The organism is Archangium lipolyticum (genome assembly GCF_024623785.1).
GTDB classification, from domain to species: domain Bacteria; phylum Myxococcota; class Myxococcia; order Myxococcales; family Myxococcaceae; genus Archangium; species Archangium lipolyticum.
In genome coordinates, this window is the sequence record NZ_JANKBZ010000001.1 from 21,083 (window position 1) to 46,860 (window position 25,778).

The 25,778-nt window shown below is 67.4% G+C and carries 19 protein-coding genes; 10 read left to right on the forward strand and 9 right to left on the reverse strand.

Annotation, left to right across the window (positions count from 1 at the left end):
* Positions 1 to 32: 32 nt before the first annotated feature.
* Positions 33 to 1,250, reverse strand: coding sequence for a cytochrome P450 (locus NR810_RS00060; RefSeq protein ID WP_257445864.1), 1,218 nt, complete (start codon positions 1,248 to 1,250; stop codon positions 33 to 35).
* 466 nt (positions 1,251 to 1,716) lie between these two features.
* Between NR810_RS00060 and NR810_RS00065 the strand changes: the two genes are divergently transcribed.
* Positions 1,717 to 3,531: a methyl-accepting chemotaxis protein gene (locus tag NR810_RS00065; protein ID WP_257445866.1), complete on the forward strand. Its 1,815-nt coding sequence runs from the start codon at positions 1,717 to 1,719 to the stop codon at positions 3,529 to 3,531.
* 83 nt (positions 3,532 to 3,614) lie between these two features.
* On the opposite strand, the gene NR810_RS00070 is transcribed toward NR810_RS00065, so the two are convergent.
* A complete protein-coding gene (locus NR810_RS00070; protein ID WP_257445869.1) occupies positions 3,615 to 4,727 on the reverse strand; it encodes a terpene synthase family protein in 1,113 nt (370 codons plus the stop codon).
* 62 nt (positions 4,728 to 4,789) lie between these two features.
* Positions 4,790 to 6,808, reverse strand: coding sequence for a prenyltransferase/squalene oxidase repeat-containing protein (locus tag NR810_RS00075; RefSeq protein ID WP_257445872.1), 2,019 nt, complete (start codon positions 6,806 to 6,808; stop codon positions 4,790 to 4,792).
* A gap of 186 nt (positions 6,809 to 6,994) precedes the next feature.
* Between NR810_RS00075 and NR810_RS00080 the strand changes: the two genes are divergently transcribed.
* The 6 genes from NR810_RS00080 to NR810_RS00105 all read left to right on the forward strand — a co-directional run bounded on the left by NR810_RS00080 (position 6,995) and on the right by NR810_RS00105 (position 13,306).
* Entirely contained in the window at positions 6,995 to 8,404 is a 1,410-nt protein-coding gene (locus NR810_RS00080) for a cytochrome P450 (RefSeq protein WP_257445886.1), read from the forward strand.
* A gap of 487 nt (positions 8,405 to 8,891) precedes the next feature.
* Positions 8,892 to 9,656, forward strand: a complete 765-nt coding sequence (locus NR810_RS00085) for an SDR family NAD(P)-dependent oxidoreductase (RefSeq protein ID WP_257445889.1) — start codon at positions 8,892 to 8,894, stop codon at positions 9,654 to 9,656.
* Entirely contained in the window at positions 9,653 to 10,966 is a 1,314-nt protein-coding gene (locus tag NR810_RS00090) for an aspartate aminotransferase family protein (protein ID WP_257445892.1), read from the forward strand. Before NR810_RS00085 ends, NR810_RS00090 begins: the two co-directional genes overlap by 4 nt.
* Entirely contained in the window at positions 10,951 to 12,066 is a 1,116-nt protein-coding gene (locus NR810_RS00095) for a hypothetical protein (RefSeq protein WP_257445895.1), read from the forward strand. The genes NR810_RS00090 and NR810_RS00095 overlap by 16 nt, the downstream gene beginning before the upstream one ends.
* Positions 12,063 to 12,770, forward strand: coding sequence for an SDR family NAD(P)-dependent oxidoreductase (locus NR810_RS00100; RefSeq protein WP_257445898.1), 708 nt, complete (start codon positions 12,063 to 12,065; stop codon positions 12,768 to 12,770). Before NR810_RS00095 ends, NR810_RS00100 begins: the two co-directional genes overlap by 4 nt.
* Positions 12,770 to 13,306, forward strand: a complete 537-nt coding sequence (locus NR810_RS00105) for a hypothetical protein (protein ID WP_257445902.1) — start codon at positions 12,770 to 12,772, stop codon at positions 13,304 to 13,306. Before NR810_RS00100 ends, NR810_RS00105 begins: the two co-directional genes overlap by 1 nt.
* Here the strand turns inward: NR810_RS00105 and NR810_RS00110 are convergent.
* The 3 genes from NR810_RS00110 to NR810_RS00120 all read right to left on the reverse strand — a co-directional run bounded on the left by NR810_RS00110 (position 13,281) and on the right by NR810_RS00120 (position 19,707).
* A complete protein-coding gene (locus tag NR810_RS00110; protein WP_257445905.1) occupies positions 13,281 to 16,211 on the reverse strand; it encodes a helicase-related protein in 2,931 nt (976 codons plus the stop codon). The two genes, NR810_RS00105 and NR810_RS00110, sit on opposite strands and share 26 nt — an antisense overlap.
* Positions 16,208 to 18,298, reverse strand: a complete 2,091-nt coding sequence (locus tag NR810_RS00115; RefSeq protein WP_257445907.1) for a phospholipase D-like domain-containing protein — start codon at positions 18,296 to 18,298, stop codon at positions 16,208 to 16,210. Before NR810_RS00115 ends, NR810_RS00110 begins: the two co-directional genes overlap by 4 nt.
* 68 nt (positions 18,299 to 18,366) lie before the next feature.
* Positions 18,367 to 19,707 carry a hypothetical protein gene (locus tag NR810_RS00120; RefSeq protein WP_257445909.1) on the reverse strand — a complete coding sequence of 447 codons (1,341 nt, stop codon included), beginning with the start codon at positions 19,705 to 19,707 and terminating at the stop codon, positions 18,367 to 18,369.
* Positions 19,708 to 19,791: 84 nt separating this feature from the next.
* Here NR810_RS00120 and NR810_RS00125 point away from each other — a divergent pair, with 84 nt between their 5' ends.
* The 3 genes from NR810_RS00125 (at position 19,792) to NR810_RS00135 (ending at position 23,925) form a co-directional block, all read left to right on the forward strand.
* Positions 19,792 to 20,844: an aromatic ring-hydroxylating oxygenase subunit alpha gene (locus NR810_RS00125; RefSeq protein WP_257445911.1), complete on the forward strand. Its 1,053-nt coding sequence runs from the start codon at positions 19,792 to 19,794 to the stop codon at positions 20,842 to 20,844.
* Entirely contained in the window at positions 20,837 to 22,279 is a 1,443-nt protein-coding gene (locus NR810_RS00130) for a radical SAM protein (RefSeq protein ID WP_257445914.1), read from the forward strand. The genes NR810_RS00125 and NR810_RS00130 overlap by 8 nt, the downstream gene beginning before the upstream one ends.
* A gap of 215 nt (positions 22,280 to 22,494) precedes the next feature.
* A complete protein-coding gene (locus NR810_RS00135) occupies positions 22,495 to 23,925 on the forward strand; it encodes a hypothetical protein (protein WP_257445917.1) in 1,431 nt (476 codons plus the stop codon).
* Positions 23,926 to 23,949: 24 nt separating this feature from the next.
* Here NR810_RS00135 and NR810_RS00140 read toward each other — a convergent pair whose 3' ends face one another.
* From NR810_RS00140 to NR810_RS00150, 3 genes are read right to left on the reverse strand one after another with little or no spacing between them, the layout of a single operon-like run.
* The gene (locus NR810_RS00140; protein WP_257445919.1) at positions 23,950 to 24,360 is read right to left on the reverse strand and encodes an acyl carrier protein; all 411 of its coding nucleotides are present in this window, start codon (positions 24,358 to 24,360) and stop codon (positions 23,950 to 23,952) included.
* Positions 24,357 to 25,013, reverse strand: a complete 657-nt coding sequence (locus NR810_RS00145) for a nitroreductase family protein (RefSeq protein WP_257445920.1) — start codon at positions 25,011 to 25,013, stop codon at positions 24,357 to 24,359. The genes NR810_RS00140 and NR810_RS00145 overlap by 4 nt, the downstream gene beginning before the upstream one ends.
* A 14-nt stretch (positions 25,014 to 25,027) precedes the next feature.
* The gene (locus NR810_RS00150; protein WP_257445922.1) at positions 25,028 to 25,768 is read right to left on the reverse strand and encodes an SDR family oxidoreductase; all 741 of its coding nucleotides are present in this window, start codon (positions 25,766 to 25,768) and stop codon (positions 25,028 to 25,030) included.
* Positions 25,769 to 25,778 lie beyond the last annotated feature (10 nt).

Sequence of the window (25,778 nt, forward strand, 5' to 3'; positions counted from 1 at the left end):
TCCGATCACCTCGGCTGCCACTCCGTTCCGTCTCACCACCGGACGTGCATCGAATTGAAGCCCCGGAAGAACAGGGTATCGAGCTTGAGGCGCGGTGGGCTGTCCTCGTCCAGGCGCAGGCCGGGCATGCGATCCAGCATCACCTCGAGGGCGATCTCCAACTCACGGCGGGCCAGACCGGCGCCCAGGCAGTGGTGCGCCCCGAAGCCGAAGCCCAGGTGCTTCTGATGGATGTGATCCCGGGTGATATCGAAACGATCCGGGTCGGGGAAGACCTTGGGATCCCGGTTGGCCGAGGCCGACCCCAGGAACACGACGCTGTCCTTGGGGATGGTCTTGCCATGCAGCTGGATGTCCTGCTTGGCGATACGGACGCTGAAGGGCAGCGCCGGGGAGTAGCGCAGCATCTCCTCCACGGCCGACTTGATCAGGCTGCGATCCTCCCGCAGCTTCTGCAGCTGGTCCGGGTGGGAGAGCAGGTTGTGGAGGCCGGTGGTGAGCTGATCGGTGACGGTCACATGGCCGGCCGTGAGGATGAGGTTGGCGTTGGACAGCAGCTCGTCCATGCTCATGCCACCTCCCTCCTGGAAGTGGATCATCTGGCTGAGCACGTCCTGGCCGGGATGGTGGCGGCGCTCCTCGACGATCTTGAACAGGTACGCCTTGAACTCCTGCATGGCGCGGTTGGCCTGCTTGGTCACCTCCACCATGTCCACGCCCACCGTCGGGCTGGAGAACTGCGCGATGGGCTTCGCCCAGCTCTGGAAGAGCCCCCGGTCCTCCGGGGGAACACCCATCAGGTCGGCGATGACGAGCGGAGGCAACTGGTAGGAGATATGGGACACCACATCCATCCGGCCCTCGGCATGCACCCGGTCCACCAGCATGGTCATGATGCGGCGGATGCTGGGGCGCCACGCATCGAGCGCCTGGGGTGAGAACCCCTGGCTCGCATGGCGGCGCACGCGCAGGTGATCGATCCCATCCTTCATGGCCATCTGCTTGGACAGCACCCCGAGTACATCCTCGGCAATGGCCGGATCCGAGCCCTGGAGCTGGAAGGAGTAGAAATTGAGCCGGTTCGTGCTCAGCCGTGGATCTCGAAAGCACGCGACGACGTCGTCGTAGCGCGTGATGATCCACGCGTGCACCACCTCCGACCAGTGCACCGGATGGTTGTCCCGCAGTTCCTTGTAGAGCGGATACGGGTCGCGGATGTTCTCGGGGCTGACGGGATTGAGGTCAGTCATCTGGGCTGCGCTCTCCTTGTGTCCCTCGTCGACGGGTTTATCAGGAGACGACCAACCCCGCCCCCAGAAAAGCGTTCGGAGCCTCGCCCATCGCGATTCCACCCGTCTGCCCGGAGCTGATTCGCAGGAACCGTGCCAGGGGCGGAAGGGGCCGGGCCCGGCGCATGGCGGGTAGAAAAGTTCGGGTCGGCACTTCCTCGCGAGCGGTGAAGGAGCCCGGCCAGCCCTCTGGAGGCCTTGCGCCGCGGCCCCATTTCGGGGTGGGAGACGACCCGGGGGTCCCACCTCACCCTCGGGCCACCAGGGCTGGAGCGAGGCGGGAGAGCGAACGGGCACCTGCCTCCCCGCCTGCTACAGGGGGGGTGATTCCGGGCGCGCCCCCCATGGAGGGCTTGGGAAATCATCTCTTATGATATACCCCCAGGCAGGTACAGGCACCTCGCCAGAAGGCCCTTCCTGGACGCACATGAGCACAACCAGTCAGGACGTCACCAAGCTAGCCCGCAAGATGTTCTTGCTGCATCAAGTCTTCATTTTCGGCGGGGCGCCATCGCTGCTCTATCTGCTGTCGCTGATGACGGGTCTCACGGCCGAGCAATCCGCGTACATCAACAAGCTCAACATGCCCGTCACGATCTTCAGCGGGCTGATCATCCCGTACCTCGTGATGAAGTGGGCCGTGCGGCGCGCGCTCGAGGCTCCTTCGGGCCTGCCTGAAGGAACGCGGCTGCTGCGGCTGTTGCAGATCCCCTCGATCATCAGCAACACGATGCTGGCCCTGACGATCCCGTCGACCTGCGTCCAGCCCCTGCTCACCATCGCCATGTACGGCAAGAGCATCTGGGTGCTGCCCTGGGCCCTCATCACGGTGTCGCTGCACATGATGCTGCTGATGATCCTCGAGCTGCTCCTCTTCGAGCGCCTCCTGTTCCCCCTCGCCCTGGAAGAGTACAAGCGCAGCCCGAGCAATCTCCCCCGGGGCCGCGGCATCCTCTGGCCCCGCCAGGCGTGGCTGCTGCCCTATGCCTTCGCCGTCTTCGTCTTGTGCACGCTGGCCACGGCGCTCACCATCGTCGGGCGGCTCGGCTACGACGCCCTGGCCCTGACGGTCAGCCAGTTCAAGGGCGGCGACCTCCAGCTCATCGTCGAGCAGACGATGCTGACGCTGCTGAAGAACTCCGCCACGCCCATGTCGCTGATCGGCGGCTACCTGCTGGCGGTCGCCGCGGCGACGGCCTGGGGCATGGCGCGCCGTCAGACGCAGGGCGCCAAGGGCGTGCAGGTGGCACTGGAGGGTCTGGCCCAGGGCCGTCCCGTCCTGCCGGAGTGGGTCTCCACCGACGAGATCGGCGATCTCTCGGCGGCCACGGCCCGCGTGTTCGAGCAGCTGCGCGCCTTCTCGCTGTCGCTGCGTGACTCCGCCATCGCGCTGCAGCGCTCGGCCGCGCAGCTGGGGCAGTCCACCTCCAAGCAGACGGAGGCGATCTCCGTCCAGGCCACCGCCATCCAGGAGACCCAGGTCACCGCCGAGGAGTTCCGGCAGACCTCCCAGGTGGCCGCCCAGACGGCCGGCAACATCATGTCGCAGGCGGAGCGGGCCCGGGAGATCAGCGCCTCGGGCGAGGCCGCCATCCAGGAGGGTCTGGCGGGCATCGAGGAGGTGGGTGCCCAGGTGCGGCAGATGGCCACGAGCATCAAGTCCCTGGACGAGCGCGCCCGGCAGATCGCCCGCATCACGGCGATCGTGAAGGACCTGGCCGACCAGTCGAACATGCTGGCGCTCAACGCCGCCATCGAGGCGGTGCGCTCCGGCGAGAGTGGTCAGGGCTTCGGCGTGGTGGCCAAGGAGATCCGCTCGCTGGCCGACCAGTCCATCCGCGCCACCAACAACATCCGCTCCATTCTCCAGGACATCAGCAGCGCCAGCGCCACCGCCGCCGCGCTGTCGGAGAAGGGCACGCAGCGCGTCGAGGCCAGCCTCAAGCAGATCCGCACCTTCAGCCAGCAGGTGCAGCAGCTGACGGCGATCACCCGCGACAACGGCAACTCGGTGCGGCAGATCTCCGCGGCCGTCACCCAGCAGGACGCCGGCATCGCGCAGATCACCCAGGCCGTGACCGAGCTGACGCGCATCATGGATCAGACCATGTCCCAGCTGCGCGCCTCCGAGCAGGCGCTGAGCGTGGTGCGCGAGGTGGCGGACCAGGTGAACGGCGCCGTGGGTCAGTACGGCTGGTCCAGCGTGGTGCAGGAGGAGATGCAGCAGCGCACGACGGCCTGAAGTGAAGGGCCGCGGGCCTGACGGGCCACCTCATCCTGGAGGTGGCCCCGGCGGGCCCCGCCCTCCCCCGCCTGCTAACGCTTCTATTTCTTCGCCCTAAACCGGTCGTACTCAAAGTAGCTCGCGACCAGCATATTCACCGTATTCACCACGTCCTGGGCCATTGAGCGCCGCTTCTGGGTGTCCCCATCCTCCGTCTTCACCACGCCCTGGGCCATTAGGAGCTGCTCCTGGGTGTCGCGCCCGCTGGTCAGCTCCTCCGTCTTCACCACGCCCTGGGTCATTGGGAGCTGCTCCTGGGTGTCGCGCCCGCTGGTCAGCTCCTCTGTCTTCACCACGCCCTGGGTCATTGGGAGCTGCTCCAGGATGTCGCGCCCGATGGTCAGCTCCTTCATGGCCAGGTCGCGCACCTTGTCGAGCTGAGGCTGTAGCAGGGAGAGCGCTTCTTTGAGCTTCGTGTCGTTCAGCCTGTGTGTGGCGAAGAAGGTCCCCTCCTCCATCCCGAGAATGGTGACGAGGTTGAGGTTGTACTCATTCTTCAGCTCCCGACGGATGCTCCCGATGTCGGAGGCGAACTTGATGGCCAGTGCGAGGTGATCGTAGCCCTTGCGCATCAGACGGTAGGCAGCGGGATCCGGCTCCTCCTTGGAGAAGAGGTAGTCCAGATCCAGGTAGTGCTTGAGGCTCGCGGTCAACGCCGAGTACCGGGCGTACTCCGTCGAGTTGGCCACGAGGGTCGCCTTGTTGTTGATGCAGTCCTCGTAGACGAAGCCGTTCACCATGACCCACAGGTCGAAGTAGAAGGCCTCGCGCAGCTGCGCCTTGGCCGGATCGGTGGGGAGCTTCGTCAGCACCTCCTTCAGCGTGCGGACGGCACTGGAGGTCGATTCGGCGGGGGGCGTCTTGCCCTGGGAGCAGTCCACCAGCAACTGGATGGTCGCGTCGAGCTCGGTCCGGCTCCCGTGGAGGTCCATCTCGTCATCCACCAGGGCGGTCCACAAGCCACAGTAGTTCTTGAGGAGGAGCACCGTCTCCTCGTGCTCCTTGGAGACCACCGGAAGGGTGAGGTCGACGTGCACCTGACCGAGCCGGTTGAAGAACGTCACGGGGTTACCGCGTTCGAACTTGATGCCGTTCTTCTCGATGAAGCGGGCCACGGCATCCGCGCTGGCACTGATTTCCGTTGGACTGAGCATGGGGGCCTACGAATTGGAGGGAGGGACCCCCGAGCGGGACTCGGGGGCGGGAGTGGGACGACTCACGGAGTGGAACGAAGCTCGGGATCGGACTGCAGGGCGACCAGGGCACTCAGCTCGAAGACCCGGTCCACCCGGTAGGGGCAGTACAGCTCCTTGCCAATCCAGTACTTCTCTTTGTGGATCGAGTACTTCTCGCCGGAAGCCCGCCGCAGGTCCGCCTCATGGGCCTCCTGGGCGGTCATCCAACGGGCAGCTCTTCGCAAGGCCGTCTTGATGTCCTCCTTGCCGACCGTCTCCTTGACGGTGTCGAAGAGAGGCAGGTCCTTGAGTGCGTACAGCGCCTGGACGGCATAGGCCGTCTCCGCGAGCGTGGAAACGCGGGTGAACCCCCACCCACCGCCCGGGTGTTGCGCATCGAGCAGGGCCTTGAGTCCCCTGCGCAGCGCGTCCTGGCCATCCGCCCGCAGCAACCGCTTCTTCTCGGCCCAGGCCAGCGCGATCATCACCTGCGCGGTGGTGTAGAGCCAGGACTTGTGCCACTTGTCCCCTCGCCAGTAGCCCTCGGGGTCCTGCCATCCCAGGAGCAGCCCGACCAGATGCGAGGTATCCCGTCCGACGAGCGCGAACGCCAGCGTCGCGTGGGCCGTGGTCGTCACGGAAGGCTGCAACTCGTAATCATAGGTGATGAAGTGCTGGCCCCGCATGAAGCGGTCCAGGATGACCCTGTCCAGGGGGTGGGAACGGCCCGTGTCGACCATCAGGGAGACGGTCGTGGCGGTGATGTCACCATCACAGACGAAGTGGTCACTCATGCCGAGGCCCTTGTTCTTGTTCAGGACCTGACGCAACTCATCGAGCTGCGGACGTGCCGCCTCCATCACCGGCCCTTCTTTCAGCAGTCCCATCACGTACAGGCCAAAGAGGGCCCACGTCTGCTCGAAACGGTTGATGGGCCAGACCGTGGGGACCGCACCCGGAATGCTCGTGAGGGTGGCTTTCGAGGACCTCTCCAGGAAATCCGTCGCGGACTGTTCCAACCTCTGGAACCGCTGCTTGTCCAAGAGCCTCCACAAGAGCTTGCGATTCTTGAGCTCCCGCAGCGCCCTGAGCCAGACGGCGGTGGCGACAGGACTGTGACCAATCCCTCCCGAGCCATCCATGACGTCCATGGCATCCATGCCCTCCACGCCTGGCATGGGGCCCCTCTTCTTCAAATACAACCAGAGCCCCATCTTGACGGGCCAGAGCCCCAGCTTGGCGGGCCAGAGGCCCAGGCTCATGGCCCGGGCTCCCAAACCGATGGGCCAGGGCATCAGGCTGCGGGCAAGCCAGAACGACAGCCCCGCCTTCTTGTCCCAGGCCTCCCAGGTATGCATGGGCGCCCGGCCTTCCGAGGACCTGGATGCCATGTAGAGCATCCCCGTGATGAGCCGCTTGCGCCTGGCGCCCAGGGCATGCACGGCATTGAAGTTCCTCTGGGATACCAGGGGCCGCTGGGGCATCTTGAAGGGCCCTCGAGACCTCCCGAGGAGCCTCCGAACTGGCTTGAGGAGAGCCCGAAGTCGCCTGGAGCGCCTCGGCAGCATCTTGAGGAGTCGCTGCGTTGTCTTGTCGGACAGCAACAGCGGCAGCGTGAGCTCGGCCGCGACGGGGATGTCATCAGGGAGGGAGCCCGCGCTGTCCCTCCTCCACACCTTGGCGGTCCAGCGCAAGAAGCCGATGCCTCTGCTCACCGCGGCCTGCGCTTGCGCCTTCCTGCTCTCGGGAGCCTTCTCGTGGAGGGCGAGAACCGCGGCGAGCGTGGGGACATGACGGGGCAGGCTGTCACTTCCCTCCTCACCGCCCCAACCTCCATCCGGCTGCTGCTGCCGCAGAAGCCAATCCACGAGCTTCTCGACATCATCCGGATTGGCCGGGGGCTCGAACCGGAGAAGCTGGGCCGTGTCGTAGATCGACGGGGAGATCACCCCATCCAATTTGCCCAGATCCCGCACTTCCTGTTTCAGCTGATCGATGTACGCTTTCAGCTGTCCGCCGTCTTTGTCTTCCGCCGGTCCGATGTTGGCGACTACTCGCATATGGCCTCCACACCTCTGGTGGCTATTACCACGAGGAGGCCCTTCGCTTCGAGCAGCCGGACCGGAAGGCCCCCCACGTAGCTCCTTGCTCGCTTACCTCTCACGTTCCACGCCGCGTATAGGCAACCCACAGTCGGCCGTGGTACTCATGAGCTCCCCCCCACGACTTGCCCTGGAGTCCCCCCCATGAATTCCGCACGCCCACAGGCGGCTCCTTCCGAGGTCGGCAATTCCGCAGGAACCGTGCCCCCTCTTCCTCCACGCGCGGGGCTGCCCCTGGTGGGCTCACTGCCCGCCCTCCTCAGGGATCCGCTCGGATTCTTCCTCTCCGCTCCGCGGAAGCATGGAGACGTCTACACCATCGATCTCGGCCTGACACGAATCATCGCCCTCAACCACCCTCGCCACGCCCAGTACGTGCTGCGCGACAACGCGCGCAACTACGGCAAGGGTGGCCCGCTGTGGGACACCATCCGGGGACTCACCGGCAACGGGCTCCCCTCCAGCGAGGGGGACTTCTGGCTGCGCCAGCGCCGCATGATGCAGCCTCAGTTCCACAGGGAGCGCATCAACGCCATGGCCGACCTCATGCTCCAGGCCATCGGCGAGACCATGCAGCCGTGGGAGAAGGCCGCCGAGACGGGGGAGCCCTTCAACGTCGCCAGTGCCCTCAATCACGTGACGCTGAAGGTGGTGGTCAAGGCCATCCTCGGCGGGGACATCTCACGGTCGGAGTCCGAACGGATCAGCTCCGCGCTGGCCTACTCGTTGGATTACATGGTGCGTGGCATGGTCCTCCGCTCGCTGCCGGGCTGGCTGCCGGCGCCGGGCCGGCGGCGCTTCGAGGAGGAGGTACGGGCCATCGACGACATCCTCTTCGGCATCATGCAGCGGCGGCGCAACACCCAGGAGCCCAGTGGCGGGGGGGACATCCTCGGGATGCTGCTCGACTCTGTCGATGCGGAGACGGGTGAGCGCATGACCGACCAGCAGGTGCGTGACGAGGTCGTGTCCCTCGTGGTGGCCGGGTACGAGTCCACCGCCATGTCGCTGGCCTTCTCGTTCGAGTCCCTGAGCCGCCGTCCGGAGCTCATGAAGCGCATCCAGGGGGAGATCGACACCGCCGTGGGACAAGGGCCTCTCAGCCTATCCCATGTCCCTCGGCTCCCCCAGACACTCTCGGTGTTCCAGGAGGCGCTGCGCCTGTACCCCCCGTCGTACTGGATCATGCGCAACGCCGTCGAGGACGATGTCATCGACGGGTTCCGGATCCCCGCGGGCGCGATGGTCGGAGTCATGGCGTGTGTCATCCACCGTCATCCGGACTTCTGGGACGCGCCCGACGAGTTCGATCCCTCGCGGTTCTCGCCCGAGCGCTCGAAGGGGCGGCACCCGCTGGCGTGGTTCCCCTTCGGCGTGGGCCAGCGGTTGTGCATCGGGCGTGAGCTCGCGCTCCTGGAGGCGCAGTTCGCCCTGGCCTGGGCCCTGTCACGCTTCGACTTCGAGCCCATTCCCGGGCGCGAGACCAAGCGGCGCATCAGCACGACGCTCCGGCCCGACGCGGTGTGGCTGCGGCTGAGCCGGCGCTCGCGCTGATCCGTCTCCCGGCCGCCCGCTCCGTGGCGGGCGGCCCGATGGAGCATGTATGTATTTCATTGCAAAACAAAGACATCAACACAAGCAACGACATACAAACACAAACAAAAAAACACGCAAGCAAAACCAATGCCAGTGCAATTGATTGCAACTATCAATACATGAAATCAATTGCGCATATCAATACAAATACATGCAATTTGATTGCGTGTCTTTGGGCTCGATGCATATAATTGCACGCAATTCCACATATGTAATTACATATAATTGCTTGAGTTTGTTTTAAAAATATACAGCCATGCTGTAACATTGGGTTCGGGTAGGCAGATGCATGCATAGTACCCACTCCGGTCGAGCATGCAATCAAATGTAGGCACGATATCCGTCCCGCGAGCGGAGCCCTCGAAAGAGCGGGCAAGCCTTCAACCGTAGGCCATGGCTGGTTGATCTATCGTTCCGGACCCGGCACTCCTGCTCCGAGCGATTCGTGACCTCCCCTTCCCCCTCCCCTGCCCGCCTGCTCGAAGGACGGCGCTGCCTCATCACAGGTGGCTCGCGCAACCTCGGCCGGGCGTTCTGCCTGGCGTTCGCCCGCGCGGGCGCGAAGGTCGCCTTCACCTTCTCCAAACGCACCGAGGACGCGGAGGAGACGCGGCGGCTCCTCCAGAGCGAGGGTTGTGAGCCACTGGTATTCCAGGGCTCGGTCACGGACGGGAAGCACGCGGCGGCCACGGTGGATGCCGTCGGCTCGGCCTGGGGCGGACTGGACGTGCTCGTCAACAACGCCGGCATCACCCAGGTCCTACCCATCGCCCTGATGGACGAGGCGGACTGGGACGCCGTCATGGCCGTCAACGTGAAGGGGGCCTACCTCTTCAGCCGCGCCGCCCTCAAGCCGATGCTCCGCGCCCGCGGCGGGCACATCCTCAACATCGGCTCGTTCTCCACCGACCGCGTCGTGAGCAGCCCCGTCCACTACGCCGCCTCCAAGGCGGCCCTCAAGGGCTTCTCCGAGTCCCTCGCCGCCGAGGTCGGCAAGTACGGGATCGCCGTGAACTACCTGGCGCCGGGCCTGTTGAATGGAGGCCTCGCCAGCCGGCTGCCGCAGCACCGGATCGCCGAATACAAGGGACAGGCCTCGCTCGGGCGGGTGGGGACGATGGAGGAGGTCGCCGCCTTCGCCACCTGGCTCGTGTCACCCCAGAACACCTTCATGACGGGCGCGAAGATCTCGCTCGATGGTGGGCTATGAGCGCCGCCCGCCCTTCCCTCCTCGAGGGGTACGAGCTGTTCCGCCGCCATGTGAATCCGCTCAGCGTCACCCGCGCGGAGATCACCAACGAGCCCTACCGGGTGGTGGCGGTCCGCGACGGGCGGCTCGTGGACTCCGAGGGCCGCGAGGTGGAGGACTTCCTGTCGGGCTGGGGGACGCAGGCCTTCGGACACCGCAACCCGTACGTCGGCCAGGCGATGCGGGAGTTCCTCGCTGGAGACTCCCCCTCGTACTTCACGTCCGTCATCAGCCCGTACGCCGGGATGCTGGCGGCCCGGTTGTCCGAGCGCACCGGGGGCGCCCTGGACCGGGCCTTCTTCGTCAGCGGCGGCAGCGAGGCCGTGGAGGCCGCGCTCAAGCTCGCGCGCGCGGCGACCCGCCGGCCACGCATCCTCTGCCTGGAGCGGGGCTACCACGGCTACACCATGGGCGGCGTGTCGATGATGCACCCGGGCACGTACCGGGATGCCTTCGGCCCCTACCTGCCGGCCGTGGACCGGCTGCCCTTCGGCGATCTCGCCGCCCTGGAGGCCGCGCTCGCGTCGCCGGACGTGGCCGCCTTCGTCGTCGAGCCCATCCAGATCGAAGGAGGCGTCCGCGTCCTCCCACCCGAGTACGTCCGCGTCCTCTGCGAGGAGACCCGGCGGCGCGGCGTGCTCCTGGTGGCCGATGAGATCCAGACCGGGCTGGGGCGCACCGGCCGCTTCCTCGCGAGCGATGCCTGGCCCCGGCGGCCGGACGTGGTGGTGCTCGGCAAGGCACTCGGGGGCGGGCTGATGCCGGTGTCGGCCATGCTGACGCGCGCGGACGTCTTCGATCGCGCCTACGGCACCCACGCCACTGCCGAGTCCCATGCCTCCACCTTCAGCGGGAACGCCCTGGCCTGTGTCGCCTCTCTCGCCTTCCTGGACCTGCTCACCGATGACGCGCTCCAGCGGGTGCGCGAGCGGGGGGCGGAGCTGCACCGCGCGCTCCGGGAGGCGCTCGCGGGGCTGCCACTCGTCGAGGAGATCCGCGGAGAGGGCCTGCTGGCCGGGGTAGCGCTCCGGGCCGCCGACCACCCCGCGCTCACCTTCGAGTACCTGGGCATGCCCGAGTACAGCGAGCGCTCGGCGGTGGGACTGCTCGCCTGCCACCGGCTCTACAGGGCCGGCTTCCTCGTCAACGTGTGTGGCCACGACTGGAGCGTCCTGAGGTTACAGCCCCCGTTGGACACGGGGAGCGAACGGCTCGCGGCGTTCGTGCACGCCTGCCGGGACGCGGTGGAGTACCTATGCGAGCTTCGGTAACGGAGACCGGGTGGATCGGCGGCCGTCGCTTCGATGGCTTCTTCTTCTTCGGGAGCAGTCTGCTCGCCGGGGCCGCGGGCCTGGCCGTGCTCGCGTGGCCCGTGCTCCTGTTGCCCTTGTGGGCCGCGTGGCTGCTGTTACTTGACGGGCCTCACCTGCTGGCCACGTTCGGCCGGACGTACCTGGACACGCGAGAGCGGAAGGAGCGGGCCCGGCTGCTGGTGGGCAGCCTCCTCTTCTTCGTGCCGGGGCTCGTGGCGTGGGGCCTGCTGCGGCTCACCGGCGAGCGCGCCGCGTTCGATCTCTTCCTCGGCTTCGCCACCCTCTGGTCCTTCCACCACGCGGTCCGGCAGAACTACGGCCTGCTGTCCCTCTACGAGAGCTTCGCGCGGGCCTCGCCCCTGGAGCGGAAGATCGACTCCCGGTTCCTGTACGTCTCGCTGTGGGCCGCGTTCGGGCTGTTCCTCCTGGGACATCCCCAGAACCGCATCATCCTGGGGCTCCCCGAGGAGCTGCCCGCCATCGGGAGAGCGGTCCTGGTGGGCGGCGGCGTGGCCCTGGTGCTGCTGTCGCTGGCGTGGCTCGGCTTCGCGGCCGTGCGCATGCGCCGGGGCCGAAGCGGGCGCCCCTCGCTCTTCCTCCTCTGCGCCGCGTTCGGCTCGGCGATCGTCCCCTTCTTCGTCATCGGCCCGTTCGAACCGCTCGTCCAGGGGCCCCAGACGCCCGAGCACATGTTCATGGCGGCGGCCATGGTGGGCGGGGTGATGCACAGCATCCAGTACCTGGGCATCGTGGTGGCCGCGAACCGCCGCCGGTTCTCGCGGCACGAGGAGCGCTCCTTCGCGGCGATGATCGGCCGCGCCCCCGTGGCCGCCTATGGCCTCATGGTGGCAGTGTCGCTGCTCTACCTGCTGCTCAACTCGGTCCGGGGAGCCTCTCCGGTGGGCTCGATCTTCCCCGAGGCGAGCGCGGTGGGTCAGCTCTTCCTCGCCCTGTATTGGGGCGTCTTCTTCCACCACTACTACCTGGACCAGAGGATCTGGCGGGTGCGGCAACAGCCCTCGCTGAAGTACGAGCTGGGCCTCGAGGAGGCAGCGTGAGACGGGCTTTGGTGTTTGGCGGAACGGGGTATCTCGGGAGCGCGGTGCTGCGCGGGCTGGCCGAGGCGGACGTGCCGGCTGAGTTCACCTGGAACACCTCCGCCGAGCGCGCCCGGGCCCTGGAGTCCGAGCTGAAACAGCGGGGGCACGCGCTGGACGCGCGGGACGCGGGAGCCATCCGCCGGCTCTGCGCCTCGCTGGAGTCCGAGGGCCGTACGCCCGACGTGGTGGTGCACTGCCTGGGCGTGGGACAGGACCGGGCGCTCGGGGATATCTCGGAGGAGGACTGGGAGGCGCTGCACGCCATCAACGTGCGCTCGGCGTTCCTGGCCATCCAGTCGCTCGCGGGACCCATGGCGGCACGAGGCGGTGGGGACATCGTGCTCACCGCGTCCTACGACGGGAGCCGGCCGATGCCCGTCCCCGCCCACTTCGCCGCCACCCAGGGAGCGCTCTGCGCCATGGTACGCGCGCTGTCGAAGGAGCTGGGGCCCAGGGGGATTCGCGTGAACCTCGTCACGCCGGGCCTCCTGGAAGGCGGTGTCTCGCAGAGCGTCGACGCGCGGCTGGGAGAAGACTTCCGCAAGTTCAGCGCGTACGGCCGCCGGGGCAACGCCACCGAGGTTTCGCGTGCCATCCTCTGGCTGGCCCTGCACAACACGTACATGACGGGCGCCGTGCTGGCCGTCAACGGAGGGTTGTGATGCGGCGGGGCCTCGGCCTCGCGCTGCTGGCCGCGCTGGTGCTCCATGCCGCGACCAAGGGACAGGCACGGCTCCCGGAGATGTTGTGGGTGTGCCACGTGGCCTCCGTGTTGCTCGCGATGGGATTGCTGACCTCGGTGCGGTGGCTGGTGGCGGTGGGCTTCCTGATCCACGTCGGCATGGGAATGCCGGCCTTCCTGATCGACGTCCTCTTCGGAGAGCGGCCGTCACCGACATCCTGGCTGGTGCACCTCCTCCCGCTGGTGGCGGGATGGAGCGCCTTGCGCGGCACGGGACTCCCGCCGCGAACCTGGAAGGCCGCGTGGGCGATCGTCCTGGTCACGTTCACCGTGAGCATCCTGGCCACGCCACCGGTGCTCAATGTCAACGTGATGCACGAGGCCTGGGGGCCCATGAGAGGACTATTCCCAGGGGCTTGGGCCGTCCGCGTCTTCCACGCGCTGGAAGCGCTGGGCCTCCTCTTCGGAGCGGAACTGCTGCTCCGGCAGCTCATCGCGCCGGCGGCCGCAAGCTGATGGCGAGCGTCTGAGCCAGCGAGGGAGGCAGATCCGCCGCGCACGCGCCCTCCTCGGCATACTCGGCGAAGCTTGGAGGCGCTCCGAGGAGGAACTCCAACCACTTCTCGCGCTCCTTCACCACCCGGTAGAGCCGTTCGTCGATGGTATTGCGAATCAGCGGGTAGAGGACATCGAGCGTGGCGCTGCGATCCCGCTCCCGGAGCCGGAAGGTGAGCGAGCCCAGCCGGTCGATGCGGCCGACACGCTGCTCGAGCTGTGCCGGGTTCCACGCCAGATCATGGTGAACGATCCGCCGGCAGTTGCGGTGCAGATCCAGCCCCTCCTGCATCACCTCGTTGGCAATGAGGACCATGGGATGGAGGGGCGTGTTGAACGCCTCGCGTAGACGCTCCCGGCTCTCCCCGTCCTTCGTCTGGCGCACCAGATCGCCTGTCTTGATGGGGCCGGCGAGGATGTCCCGCTTCTGCTGCTCGTTGCGTCCCACGAAGTAGGCGAGGAACGCGCGGAGCCTGTCGAGCCAGCGCCGCCCATCCTCGTGCCCGGTCCAGAAGCCGTCCACGAACTCCAGCAGCCGTGGGGGATCCACCTCCCCCACGTCGAGTCCCTGGGCACGGGCCGCCGCCAGGACATCCGCCAGGAAGGGGACATCCTTGAAGGTGAGATAGCGAGCCAGCCGCTCCACCACCTCCACGCGGAGATCCACGTCGAGCTGTGCCAGCTCTCCGGAGAGGTGGTCCCACAGGTGCGGGCGTTCAGCGAGCACCTGCCGCGCCTGGGCCTCGCTGATGCGCCAGGAGGGCGTGTGCTCTCCCTGGTCGTCATCCTCCAGCTCGTCCGCCGCGAGGTCCAACCCGTAGGGGATGAAATTCGGATCACACAGCGCCTTCAACGGCCCGGCATGCGCGACGGAGGCCTCGGAGGAATGGTCACGCCAATGAGCAGCCGCGGCGCTCTCGACACACCGTTTGATCAGCTTCCAATCGTGACGCTTGGAGCTCGTCAACCCGACCCGCGCCTCCGCGAGAAGCACATTGGCGGCGCGGACCACCTCGGACAGGTGCTCGAGCGCGTGGGCTTCCACCGGAACCAATGAGCGGAGATAGCGCTCGCGCAGCGCGAGGTACAGCACCTCCTGGGGCCGGTGGAACCGCGCCTGGAGCCGGGAGTGGCGCCCGCGGGAGCGCTGCTCATCCGCGTGCATCTCGTCGAAGATGTCCTCGTGCCGTGCCTCTGGAAAGGCGCGCCTCCACAACTCGAGCATGCGCTGCTCCCACATCCCCTCGAGCGCATGCGCCATCTGCGTCAGGGTGGCCACCCGAGCGCAGAAGATGAGCGTCTTCTCTCCGGCGATGGCGGCATCGAGCGCATCCCGGAGGACGAAGTCCAGCTTGGGGTGATTGCGCCCATCCCTCGGCAACACCTGGAGAATGGACCGGAGCAATTTGCGGTAGGGCTCGGCTTCCGCGGAGACCTCGCCCTCACCCCGCGCCAGCAACTCCCCCTTTTCGGCGGCCTGGTAGGAGGACACCATGTTGATCTGCACCGCGGCCTTGTGCGTCCCCTCCCCCTGACGGAAGAGCTCGGCGATGAAACGCTCGTAGATGAGGAACGGAAGCGCCCCTGCTCCCCTGGGCACGAGCCGCTCCGGCCTTCCCCGGCGGTACTGGCGTTTCTCCTCGCGCAGGCTGCGGATCATCCACCGCCGGAAGCCGGGCTCGATCTTCTCCTGCTTGAGCCGCCGCACCTCCTTCACCGCCGAGGCCACCGCCCGCAGTCCCGGGTCCGCGATGTCCTTCTCCAGGGACTCATCCATGGCGAACAGCGCGGCGAACTCCACCGCGGCGGCCTCGTCCAGCCCCGCCCAGGCCCGGTACAGCGCGTCGTATGCCGCCTGGTACTCGCGGATGTCGGCGAAGAACGCGTCCACCTGCGCCATCAGATCATCCGGCGCTCCCTTCGCTTGCGAGAAGGTGACGAAGACCTGGTTCAGCTCCTCGATGCTCAGTTGGAAGGGCGTTGCCGTGAGGAAGAGTGTCTTGGCGTACTTGCGGCGGAAGACCGTGGAGATCGCCTGCGAGCGCAGCGTGTGCGCGTTCTTGAGCTTGTGGGCCTCGTCGACCACCATCAGGTCGAAGTCCGGCAACAGCGCCCGCACCAGCCGGAAGCGGGCCAGGTCTATGGCCCGCCGCACGGCGTCCTCGCTCGAGAATGCCTCGTATCCCTGTGCCCGGAAGAGATCGTCCAGGCCTTCGTGCGCGTCCCCTCGCCGCCCCCGGCGAAAGGCCTCGTCGAGGTGGGGCTCGAGCTGCTCGAGCCCGTAATGATCCAGGAAGAGCGCATCCTCCACATCCATCTGGGACAACCGCCCCTCGCGGAAGCGTTTGAAGATGGCGTTGATGGTCTGCCCGTGAAGCTCCTGGCCCTGCTTGCGGCGCCACCAGAAATACAGCGAAAGCAGGTGGGCCTGGTCCGCCCCACCCCGCGCGCTGTGGAAGACAGAGACCGGCACCAACAGGATGCGGTAGCGCTTCGCCTGCGTGACGAAGGATTCCAGGGAGTCGGCGGCGAAGACCTCGTCACCAAAGTCGAACAGGGTGATCTTCGGATCACTGAAGCGAACGAACTCCGCCTTCCACTTCGTGTTGAGGTCGGGCCCCGGGGTGACGATGACGATGCGGCTCTTCGGATTCATGTGGCGATGGGCGGCGACCACCCCGAGCGCCTCATACGTCTTGCCCATCCCCACTTCGTCGGCGATGACCACGCCGGGGTTCACGTCGAGCAGATCCAGGGCCTGGAGGACCGTGTCCTCCTGACGGGCGATGTCTCCCGCGGGCACGTTGTCCCGCTCCTTCCGGGCCCCGAGATCCAGGAAGCCCTGAAGCCAGGTGCGCGTCCTCATGCGCCCTCCATGTAGAAGCGGCGGATCCGTTCCATCCAGGGATCCTGGGCGGCACCCGGCGCCAGTTCATCCAATTCCACGTCCAGGGTCCGGATGAAAGCCTCCAGCGCTCCGCGCTTCTCTTCCGCCACCGTGAGCACTTCGGGAGAGACGCCGGAGAGCGCGCGCCGCAGCTCGGCGCCGTAGAACCAGGCCTCGCTACTGGCCAGGGCCCCAGCCCGAGCCGCTTCTCGCAGCTTCATCCACACGGGCTGAGCGCCGAGCGCCCCTTCCAGCCGGAGACGGAATCCTTGGAGCGACAGGCGCTCGTCGCTCAGGTCTTCCTGGACGCCCCACCACGCGCGGAACACATCCGTTGGACCGAATCCCTCGCCGAAGATGGCCGAGAGGACCGCGTTCGTCGCGGCCTGCCCACGATGCGCCCGCAGGAGGGACAACCGCTCGCGCCCGATGCGATTGCCAAGCAACGCCAGCAACTCCTCCAGGCTCAGCTCGCGCAACCCGGCATCCGCCGGCAGCGCGACCATGTCCCGCACGAGGATGGGGACCGAGTACTCATTTCCTTCCACCCGAAGGACCACCTCGCACGAAGCGGGCGAGAGATCGAAGTCCGGGATGACACCTTCCCCGGGGGGCACCTCCGCGCCAGAGGCGAGCGTTCGATTGAGATACACGAGCGCCCATCCTCCGGGCGGCGCCGGATGTGCGGGGTCCCAGGTGATGGTGAGCTGACGGAGGGCCGCATCATGCCAGACGGACTGGATGAGCAGACCCCAGTTCCGGGTCGAGGCGGGGAAGGTTCGCTCCCGCAGCTCCGGTTGTGCCGCATCGCAGGCCACCAGCTCGGGAACGAGCTCCTGGAGTGTGACTTCCCCGTCGAGCACGAATGCAACCGCCGCCTCCACGTTCCGCTCGTTCCTGGCTTCCGCGAGCAGCGCCTTGCGCGAGGCGTTGGGGGAGCCCAGCAGCACGAAGGTCTCGGTACGAGAGCCCCGGCGGACCGTGAAGAGCAGGAGCTTGGCATGCAGCGGTCGCTTGACGAGGCGGCCCCCGTCCAATCGGCGGGCCGGGTGCAACCAGAGTTGGAAGCCGCTGACGCGCGAGCGCACGGTCGAGACGAGCACCGCGGGCGCGAACACCTGGAGGTCCCCCACGGGCCACAGCTCCCCGCGCTCACGAAGGGCCTCGGCGGACCCACGGTCCATCTGCCGCCCGATCCCCGCCGCATCCGTGAACCGCAGCAGCTTCGCGGTCGCATCCGTTGGCGTGAGCCACGTGAGGGAGAGAGGTGGCCCGCTCTCCTTGCGGCACCACAACGTTCCCAGTGCCTCGGAGAACGCAGGAGCCTGGGACGCGGCGGTTTGCGGTGGCTCCTCCCAGAGCACACCGAGGTCGAACGCGCGCTTGCCCTCTCCGTGCTCGGCGAGTGTCAACAGCACCGAGCTGTCCTCGTCCGCGCTGGCGCCACTGACGTCGTCGCGCTCGAGGAAGGGCGCGAGCACGCCCACCCGCACGGCCCGTGCCCCCTCGGGCAGCAGCGCCAGGAACTGCCGCAGCAGGGGGTCGGCATGCTCCGTATGGAGGAACCGGAAGGCCGCCGTCCCCACCGGCGTCTGGCCGATTCGCCGTGAGAGCTCGCCTCGAACCAGGATGAGCTGCGTTCCGGGAACGCGGACCAGAGGCTCCAGTGCGGCGAGGAAGCCGTCCACCTCCTTCAGCACGGCCACGTCATCCGGCTGGTCGTAACGCAGATCCCGGCAGAAGAAGAGCTCCGTGTTCGCGCCGTAGCCGCCCCGGGTCAGATTGCCCGAGCCCACCTGCAAGCGGGCGAAGTCCTCGTACAGGACGAGCGAGACCTTCGGATGGAAGGTGCGGCCATGGACCTCGAGCAGGTCATACGGCAGCCTGTGCCCGGGTTGACGCATGCCCCCATCCACGATGCAGGCAACCGGAACCTCCTGCAGCGCACGACGCCCCTCCTCGCGGAAGCGCTCGGGCTGTTCGAGCGGGTCGGACGTGAGCCGCAGGACGGCCGCCAACACCTGCTCCTCGAAGAAGGCTGGATCAAAGGTAAAGGACGTGAACACGGCGGCCACACACCTCGTGGAGTGCGCGAGCCGATCCACCGCGGATGCAGAGGATACCTTCATCACCGTCACAGCCTTCCCAGGTCGCGCAGCAGCGTGCGGACGACGTTCATCTTCAACGACGGAAACCCCGACTCCTGCGCGAACCCACCATAGGAGCCGAGGCTGAGAACGAGCTCGTCGCCGTCCTCGCGAATCCAGGCCCCTCCGCTCCGGCGGTCCCGTTGGACTTCACGGTGGTAGTACAGGAGCCCGGCCAGGGCTTCTTCGGGCCCTGCCCCCTGGAGCTGCGTCACCAGCCGGATGAAGGGCCGGCCATGCACCTCCAGCCTCTGGAAGTCCGCGGCACGCGACGCGGCCAGGAGCGCGGTACACACGGAGCCCAGCTCCTTCAACGTCTCGGGCGAGAAGACGCTCCTCGCCACCGCCGACTTCTTCGCGACCCAACCCGCTTCGTGGATATGCCGGTAGATGGCATCGAAGCGCTCCTGGAGGGCGACGTACACGTCACCGAATGCGAGCGCCACGAGCAGCCGCTGGCGCAGATCATCCCCCAGAGGTCCCCAACGTCCCTCGAGCGCCGTCTCCAGGAACTCGCGAGGTGCGGTGACCCCCTTCCGGGCCGCCGCGCGAATGCGCTCGGCCAGGGCCAGTGTGCAGTCCCGCGCGTTCTCGAAGAGCGCCGCCCACAGCCGCTCCTGCTGCTCGCGGCGGCCCAGTTCCACCAACGCCGTCAACCGGCTGCGCTCCCCCACCTTGGCCAGCGTGAGCCCGGCGAACCTCCGCTCGATCTTGTCTCGTGACAACTCCAGCGCATGGAGCGCGTAGGAGTCATAGCTCTTCGCCCGGAGGTTGCCAGGCTCGTCCCAGAAGGCGTCGAGGATCCCCCGTGCCGCGGGCGTCGGGTGGAGCGTGCCCGGGAAGACCAGCCCGTAGGAACGCAGCGAGGACAGGTAGGCACCCAGCCCCCCCAGCTCCGTCTGGCGCTCGATCAGCTTGAAATCGAGCGGGAGCGCTTTTTCCCCCCTGAACCAGGCGCGCTTCGCTCCGCGAACTCCGCGCATGGCGTTCTCATCGCCTCGGGCGAGCTGGCCGTCGAGCGACTCGAGCACCGCGAGCGACCAGAAGCGCTCCCAACGATTGAAGAGCGCCTCGCGCATCTCGTCGTCGGCGCGGAGACCCTGTTCACGAATGGAGCGCTCCGCGAGGTCCAACCCGTAGAGCACGACCGCATAGTTCTGCGCGCGGCTGGTCCGCGTGGTGAACGCCTCGAAGAGCCAGTACCCCACCTGCTGCGACAGGTAACCGAGAGCGAGCGGATCTTCTGGGGTGAATTCGGAGTCCGAGTCTGGAGCGGATGCCCAGTACAGATCCTCCTCGAGCACGGAGCGCGGAAGCGGTGCGAGCATGGCGTACGATCCTGCCAGAACGCCAAAAGCCCGCCGATACTCCCAAAGTGGTATACCGCCCGGGACTCTTCACCAGGAGTGCGTATGGAAACTCTCCGGCCCGCGCCAGAGGCCGCCACGCAGCTCCGAGGCTTCTGGTACCCCGTAGCGGACAGCCGGGAGCTGCGGACGGCGCCACTCGAGCGCCGCATCGCGGGAGAGGTGCTCGCCCTGTTCCGGGACACCGGGGGCAAGGCGCGCGTGCTCGCCGCTGGCTGCCCCCACCGGGGGGGCAACCTCGCGCATGGCACGGTGCGCGATGGGTGCATCACCTGCCCCTTCCATGGCTGGCGCTTCGACGGAGACGGGCGCTGCGTGGGCGTGCCCTCCGAGCCTCCCGGTCGCGCCCTGCCTCGCGGAGGCACCCGCGCCTACGAGGTCATCGAACAGCAGGGCCTCATCTGGACGCACCTCGGCGCGCCCGGGACTGCCGTGACGCCTCCGCCTCGCTTCGAAGCCCTGGAGGATCCCTCCTTCCGCGCCTTCCACATCCAGGAGTCCGTTGCCCTCCCCTTCGACTGGTGGGTCGAGAACATCCTCGACGTGACGCACGTGCCCTTCGTGCACCGGCTCTCCTACGGCGGACAGAACCCGGTGATCGAAGGGGGCTACCCGGTCGTGAGCGGTGACGAGCTCGGCTTCACCGCCCGCGTCACCACGCGCCACCGGTACTCGTTCTGGACCCGGGTGCTCCATGGCTCGGTGTCCCACTTCGACATGGAGATCCGCGTCCGGCACGACATGCCGGGCAACACCGTGTTCGACGTGGACATGGGCGGAGGGCGCCGGCAGCAACTCCTCTTCCTCGCCACCCCCGAGGACGGAGAGAACACACGCGTCTGGGTCTTCGTGCTGCGCAACTACCTCCGTCACATTCCCTTCGGAGACGCGGTGGGCCGGGCCTTCACGCGCCAGGTCCTCCGCGAGGATCTCCAACTGGCGAAGCAGGCGGTGTGGAAGATCACCCTCGCGCAGCCCCGGCCGCTCAGCGTCGCCGCGGACGCGCCCTCCGTCGAGTTCCTCCGGCTGCTGAAGCTCTGGCGCGATCGCGAGCGGCGGCCCCACCCCATCCGTGACTCGGAGCAGGCCCATGGCTGACACCCGGCTGCACACGACGACGAGCCTCTGCGCGAAGTGCAAGCGCTCCCTCCCGGCCGAGCTGTGGCGGCGCAACGAGCAGGTGGTCATGACCAAGGCCTGTCCCGAGCACGGCCCCTCGGAGGTGGTCATCTCCTCGGATGCCGCCTGGTACGAGCAGGTGATGGCCTACCCGCCCGAGCTGAAGGCACCCGCCGCGCGCAAGGACGTCTCCCAGGGCTGCCCCTACGACTGCGGCCCCTGCACGCGCCATGAGCAGCGGCTCCTGCTGCCCATCGTGCCCATCACCTCCGCGTGCAACCTCGACTGCCCCATCTGCTACACGCACAACAAGAACGCGGGCGCCTGGCACATGAGCGAGGACGAGCTGCGCTCCCTCCTCCAGCACCTGCGGTTGGCCGCCCCCGAGCGGCGCATCATCAATCTCACCGGCGGCGAGCCCACCCAACACCCGGCCTTCGAGAGGCTGGTGGAGCTGTGCCACGAGGAGGGCATCCACCGCATCACCCTCTCCACCCATGGCATGCGCTTCCTCAAGGACGAGTGGCTGCTGGAGAAGCTCGCCCGCCTGGATGCACGCGTCATCCTCTCCTTCGACTCGTTCGAGAAACAGGCCAACAAGGACATGCTGGGCGGGGACTTCGCGGGCCCCAAGATGCGCGTGCTCGCCCTGCTGGAGAAGCACGGCGTCAACACCACCCTCCTGCCCGTGCTCGCGCGCGGGGTGAACGACCACGAGGTAGCCCGGTTCATCGACCTCGCGCTCTCCAAGGACTTCATCCGCAGTCTGGAGCTCCACACCCTCACCTTCACCGGACAGAGCGGCTCGGCCTTCTCCCGCGGCGCGCGCTACACCACCGTGGATGTGTTGAAGGACATCGAGCGGCTCACCGAGGGCCGGCTGCGCGTGCGCGACTTCGCGCCCTCTCCCGCGGCCCACCCGCTCTGCTATCTCGTCACCTACGTGCTGCGGCTCGGGCCGGAGCGCTGGCTGCCCTTCACCCGCTTCATGGACTGGACGGACATGCGCGCCCTCTTCGGCGGCTCGCTCTACCTGGAGCCTGGTCCGGAGCTGGAAGGCAAGCTTCAGGATCTCATCACCCGGCTCTGGGCCGGGGAGATCGACTGCGAGGAGCGCGACGAGGTGCTCGCCGCCCTCAAGCGCCTCACCCAGGAGCTCTTCGCGCCGGGGCTCTCGGAGGCGGAGCGGCTGCGCATCGCCGAGGCCAGCACCAAGGCCCTCTATGTCCACGCGCACATGGACGAGGAGACGTTCGATACCGATCGCATCCGCGCCTGCCCCGTCGGTGTCCGGGAGCCGGATGGCACCAACGTCCCCTCCTGCGCCTACAACGTGCTCTACCGTGAGCGGGACTCCCGCTACATGAAGGCGCCCCGGCCTCCTCTTCACACGCTCGGACCTGGCCGAAAGTAGGAGCTGGACGTCTCCTGGCCACCACTCGCACGGGGACGTTCCCTACAAACTTTCGCTGGTGCGGGAATTCCGGAATTCCAGCGAAAACTTCCATCGTCACCGCAATCCCTGACATGAAATCAAATGCCTGGGGATGATCGACGCGTGGCCGTTCTCTTGGATTGAGAGTCTGGTTTTACGTCAAAGATTCAGATTCGGATTCCGAGAGGTGCCACATGCCATCCCGCTCCCGTTGGCTGACGCTGCTGCTCCCCGGCTTGTTGTTCTTCTCCCTCCTGGGTGGAACCCCGCGCGATGCCGAGGCGCGCCAGCGGGAGTGCAGGAAGTGCACGCCGGATGGAGGCTCGGACGGCGGCACGGGCCATGACGCCGGCACGCCGGACGCGGGCACCGGCTCCGATGGCGGTACCGGCTACGACGCGGGTACTCCGGACGCGGGCACCGGCTCGGACGCGGGAACGCCTCCTCCCACGAGCTGCCTCGCCGAGCCGCTGCTCCAGTCGCTCGGAAAGGACCATGTGCTCGTCGGCGCGCAGACGGAGAGCGTCGTGGCTGGACTCGCACCGTTCGACGTCCGCTACATCTATCTCGCGGGCGGCCTGTTCGACAGCGCGCAGCCGTGCACCTCGTGCCAGACCTGTACCTCCGCCGGTCAGTCCTGCTCCAACTTGAATCTCAGTGGGTGTGGCTGGTGGGCCTGCTGGCAGTCGGATCTGCTGCCCCCGGGCCAGTACCTGCGTGACTTCATCACGCAGACCTCCCTCCTCGGGCAGATCCCGATGATCACCTACTACGAGATGCTTCACGCCAGCCGCGCGGCGGAGGGCTCCCAAGAGGTCGCCAAGGCGCAAGACGTCGCCTTGATGCAGCGCTACTTCAATGACTGGCGTTTCGTGTTGAAGCAGATCGGGAATTCCACTGCCTTCCTTCACATCGAGCCGGACTTCTGGGCCTATGCCCAGCAGGTGAACACCAATCCCCACCTGATCCCGGCGGCGGTCGCCTCGGCCAACCCCACGGACTGCTCGGGCATGGAGAACAGCATCGCCGGCATGGGCCGCTGCATGATCTCCATGGTGCGCCGGTACGCCCCCAACGCCCGCGTCAGCCTGCATGCCTCGGCGTGGGGGACGAAGATCGACGCCATGATGAACCGCTACCCCACGTTCGACGTGGAGGCCGAGGCGCGCAAGGTGGCCGACTTCCTCCTCGAGTGCGGCGCGGGCGCCGGAGACTTCATCGTGGTGGAGACGAGCGACCGCGATGCCCAGTGGTACCAGGTGACGACGGGGACCGACCACTGGTGGGACCCGACCAACGCCTCGCTCCCGAACTTCCGGCAGGCATTCCGGTGGTCCAAGGCCCTCTCGGAGCGCATGGGCCTGCCCAACCTGTGGTGGCAGATCCCCGTGGGCAACATGTCGCTGCCCGGCTACACCCAGCACTGGAAGGACAACCGGCTGGACTACTTCTTCGACCACCCGGGTGAGGTCGCCGCCGCCCACGGGCTCGGGATGATCTTCGGCGCCGGGGAGCAGGCCCAGACGAACCCCTCCACCGACAACGGGCACCTCGTCCAGCGGGTGAACGAGTACTTCTTCACCGGGGGACAGCCCGCCTGCCCCAACGTCAGCGCCACTCCCTGAGCCCGGGAGCCGGCCCGGCCAGCGTCAGGCGGTGCGCCCCTGACGCTTGGCCTCCGCCAGGTTCACGAACGTCCGCACCGAGAACAGCGCGAGGATCTGCACCGGGCGCAGGCCCGGCTTGATGCGATCGGCAGCCTCGGGCATCAGCTCGCGCAGCCGCGCCAGGCCCGCCTCGGAGATGACTCCGGCTGGAGCGAACTCCTCGTCCGTCATGTCTCCGCGCGCCGCCCGCTCCATCTCCCCGCGCGTGATTTGAATGCCGAAGGCGCGCTCCAGCTTGAACACGATGTCCAGGAAGTCGAGCGACTCGGCTCCCAGGTCCTCCATCAGGTTGTGCTCCAGCTGCACCTCGGAGACATCCCGGGCCAGCGCCTCGGCGATGACCTCGCGAACCACCTGCACCACGTCCTTCTCGGCCTGCGCGGGATGCGTCATGGCGTCTCCCCTCCTCCGGGTGTGTCCTCGAACCAGTTCACCACTCGCTCCAGCCCCTTGCGCGGCTGGCGCTTCGGCTCCTCCGCCGGCCACCCCAGCGCGATGGCTCCCACCATCCGCCAGGGCTCGCGGATGTCCAGCAGGGCTCCGATGCGATCCTTCGCCACCATCGGCCCCGCCATCCAACAGGCTCCCAGTCCCTCCGCGTGCGCCTGGAGCAGCAGCGCCATGCACGCCGCGCTCGTGGAACACAGCTCCGCCTGCATCGCGCTCGCGGTGTGGAAGTCCTTCGGGTTCGCGCCTCCGGACTCCAGCAGGTTCGCGATGAGGTCCGGGTACTCGCGGTACTGCGGCACCACGATGGCCGCCGCGCTCTCCAGCGGCTCGTGGAAGAAGTCCCCGTAGTTGCCGAAGTCCTCCGCGTGGTGGCCCCGGCGGATGATCGCCTTCATCTCCTCGGCCCGCTCCCGCACCGCCGTGGCGATGTCCCGGCGCCGGCTCGCGCTCGTCACCACCGCGAAGCGCCAGGGTTGACGGTTGGTGTTCGAGGGCGCCGTCGTCGCGGCCTCCATCACCCGCTCCAGCACCTCGCGCCCCACCGGGTCGGCTCGGAAGGCTCGCACGCTGCGGCGCGTGCTCAGCCACGACAGCATGTCTTCTCCGGTCCTCATTCCAGCTTGAACCCTCCGTCCACGTTCCACACCTGCCCGGTGACATAGCTCGCGTCTTCACTGCACAGGAAGGCGACCACCCGCGCTACCTCCGCCGGGCGGCCCAGCCTCCGCAGCAGGATACGGCGCTTCAGCTCATCGGGCGCCAGGGCCTGGAGATCGGACGTCATCCCCGTGTCGATGAGGCCCGGGGCAACCGCGTTCACCCGGATGCCTCGCGGGGCCAGTTCCACCGCCAGGGCCCGCGTGAAGGACTCCACCGCCCCCTTCGAGGCCGCGTAGTTGCTCTGTCCCCGACCAGGTCGCTGCGCCCCCACCGAGGAGAGGGTGACGATGGCTCCTCTCCTCCTCCCCACCATCCGGCGGCTCGCCTCGCGGCAGCAGTTCACCACGCCGTCCAGGTTGATCCGGAGCACCGCGTCGAAGTCCTCGGGCTCGCTCGCCCCCAGCAGCGTGTCCCGTGTGATTCCGGCGTTGCACACCAGCACCGAGGCCTCCCCGAGCGTCTCCTCGAGCTTCCGGAACATGTCCGCCACTTCGACGGCGGAGGATACGTCCGCGCGCAGCGCACAGGCCTCCACCCCGAGCTCCTTGATGGCCTCTACCGTCTCGATGGCCTGGACCTCGTTCCGAAGGAAGTTGACTCCTACCGCGTGGCCTCGCTTCGCGAGCTCGAGAGCCACGGCCTTCCCAATGCCACGGGATGCCCCGGTGACGAGCGCTACGGGTCGGGTCATGGCAATACCC

Excerpts from the sequence above, each read along its gene's own strand:
- NR810_RS00060 (WP_257445864.1), bottom strand. The coding sequence starts at position 1,250 with ATGACTGACCTCAATCCCGTCAGCCCCGAGAACATCCGCGACCCGTAT.
- NR810_RS00065 (WP_257445866.1), top strand. The coding sequence starts at position 1,717 with ATGAGCACAACCAGTCAGGACGTCACCAAGCTAGCCCGCAAGATGTTC.
- NR810_RS00070 (WP_257445869.1), bottom strand. The coding sequence starts at position 4,727 with ATGCTCAGTCCAACGGAAATCAGTGCCAGCGCGGATGCCGTGGCCCGC.
- NR810_RS00075 (WP_257445872.1), bottom strand. The coding sequence starts at position 6,808 with ATGCGAGTAGTCGCCAACATCGGACCGGCGGAAGACAAAGACGGCGGA.
- NR810_RS00080 (WP_257445886.1), top strand. The coding sequence starts at position 6,995 with ATGAATTCCGCACGCCCACAGGCGGCTCCTTCCGAGGTCGGCAATTCC.
- NR810_RS00090 (WP_257445892.1), top strand. The coding sequence starts at position 9,653 with ATGAGCGCCGCCCGCCCTTCCCTCCTCGAGGGGTACGAGCTGTTCCGC.
- NR810_RS00095 (WP_257445895.1), top strand. The coding sequence starts at position 10,951 with ATGCGAGCTTCGGTAACGGAGACCGGGTGGATCGGCGGCCGTCGCTTC.
- NR810_RS00105 (WP_257445902.1), top strand. The coding sequence starts at position 12,770 with ATGCGGCGGGGCCTCGGCCTCGCGCTGCTGGCCGCGCTGGTGCTCCAT.
- NR810_RS00110 (WP_257445905.1), bottom strand. The coding sequence starts at position 16,211 with ATGAGGACGCGCACCTGGCTTCAGGGCTTCCTGGATCTCGGGGCCCGG.
- NR810_RS00120 (WP_257445909.1), bottom strand. The coding sequence starts at position 19,707 with ATGCTCGCACCGCTTCCGCGCTCCGTGCTCGAGGAGGATCTGTACTGG.
- NR810_RS00125 (WP_257445911.1), top strand. The coding sequence starts at position 19,792 with ATGGAAACTCTCCGGCCCGCGCCAGAGGCCGCCACGCAGCTCCGAGGC.
- NR810_RS00130 (WP_257445914.1), top strand. The coding sequence starts at position 20,837 with ATGGCTGACACCCGGCTGCACACGACGACGAGCCTCTGCGCGAAGTGC.
- NR810_RS00135 (WP_257445917.1), top strand. The coding sequence starts at position 22,495 with ATGCCATCCCGCTCCCGTTGGCTGACGCTGCTGCTCCCCGGCTTGTTG.
- NR810_RS00140 (WP_257445919.1), bottom strand. The coding sequence starts at position 24,360 with ATGACGCATCCCGCGCAGGCCGAGAAGGACGTGGTGCAGGTGGTTCGC.
- NR810_RS00145 (WP_257445920.1), bottom strand. The coding sequence starts at position 25,013 with ATGCTGTCGTGGCTGAGCACGCGCCGCAGCGTGCGAGCCTTCCGAGCC.
- NR810_RS00150 (WP_257445922.1), bottom strand. The coding sequence starts at position 25,768 with ATGACCCGACCCGTAGCGCTCGTCACCGGGGCATCCCGTGGCATTGGG.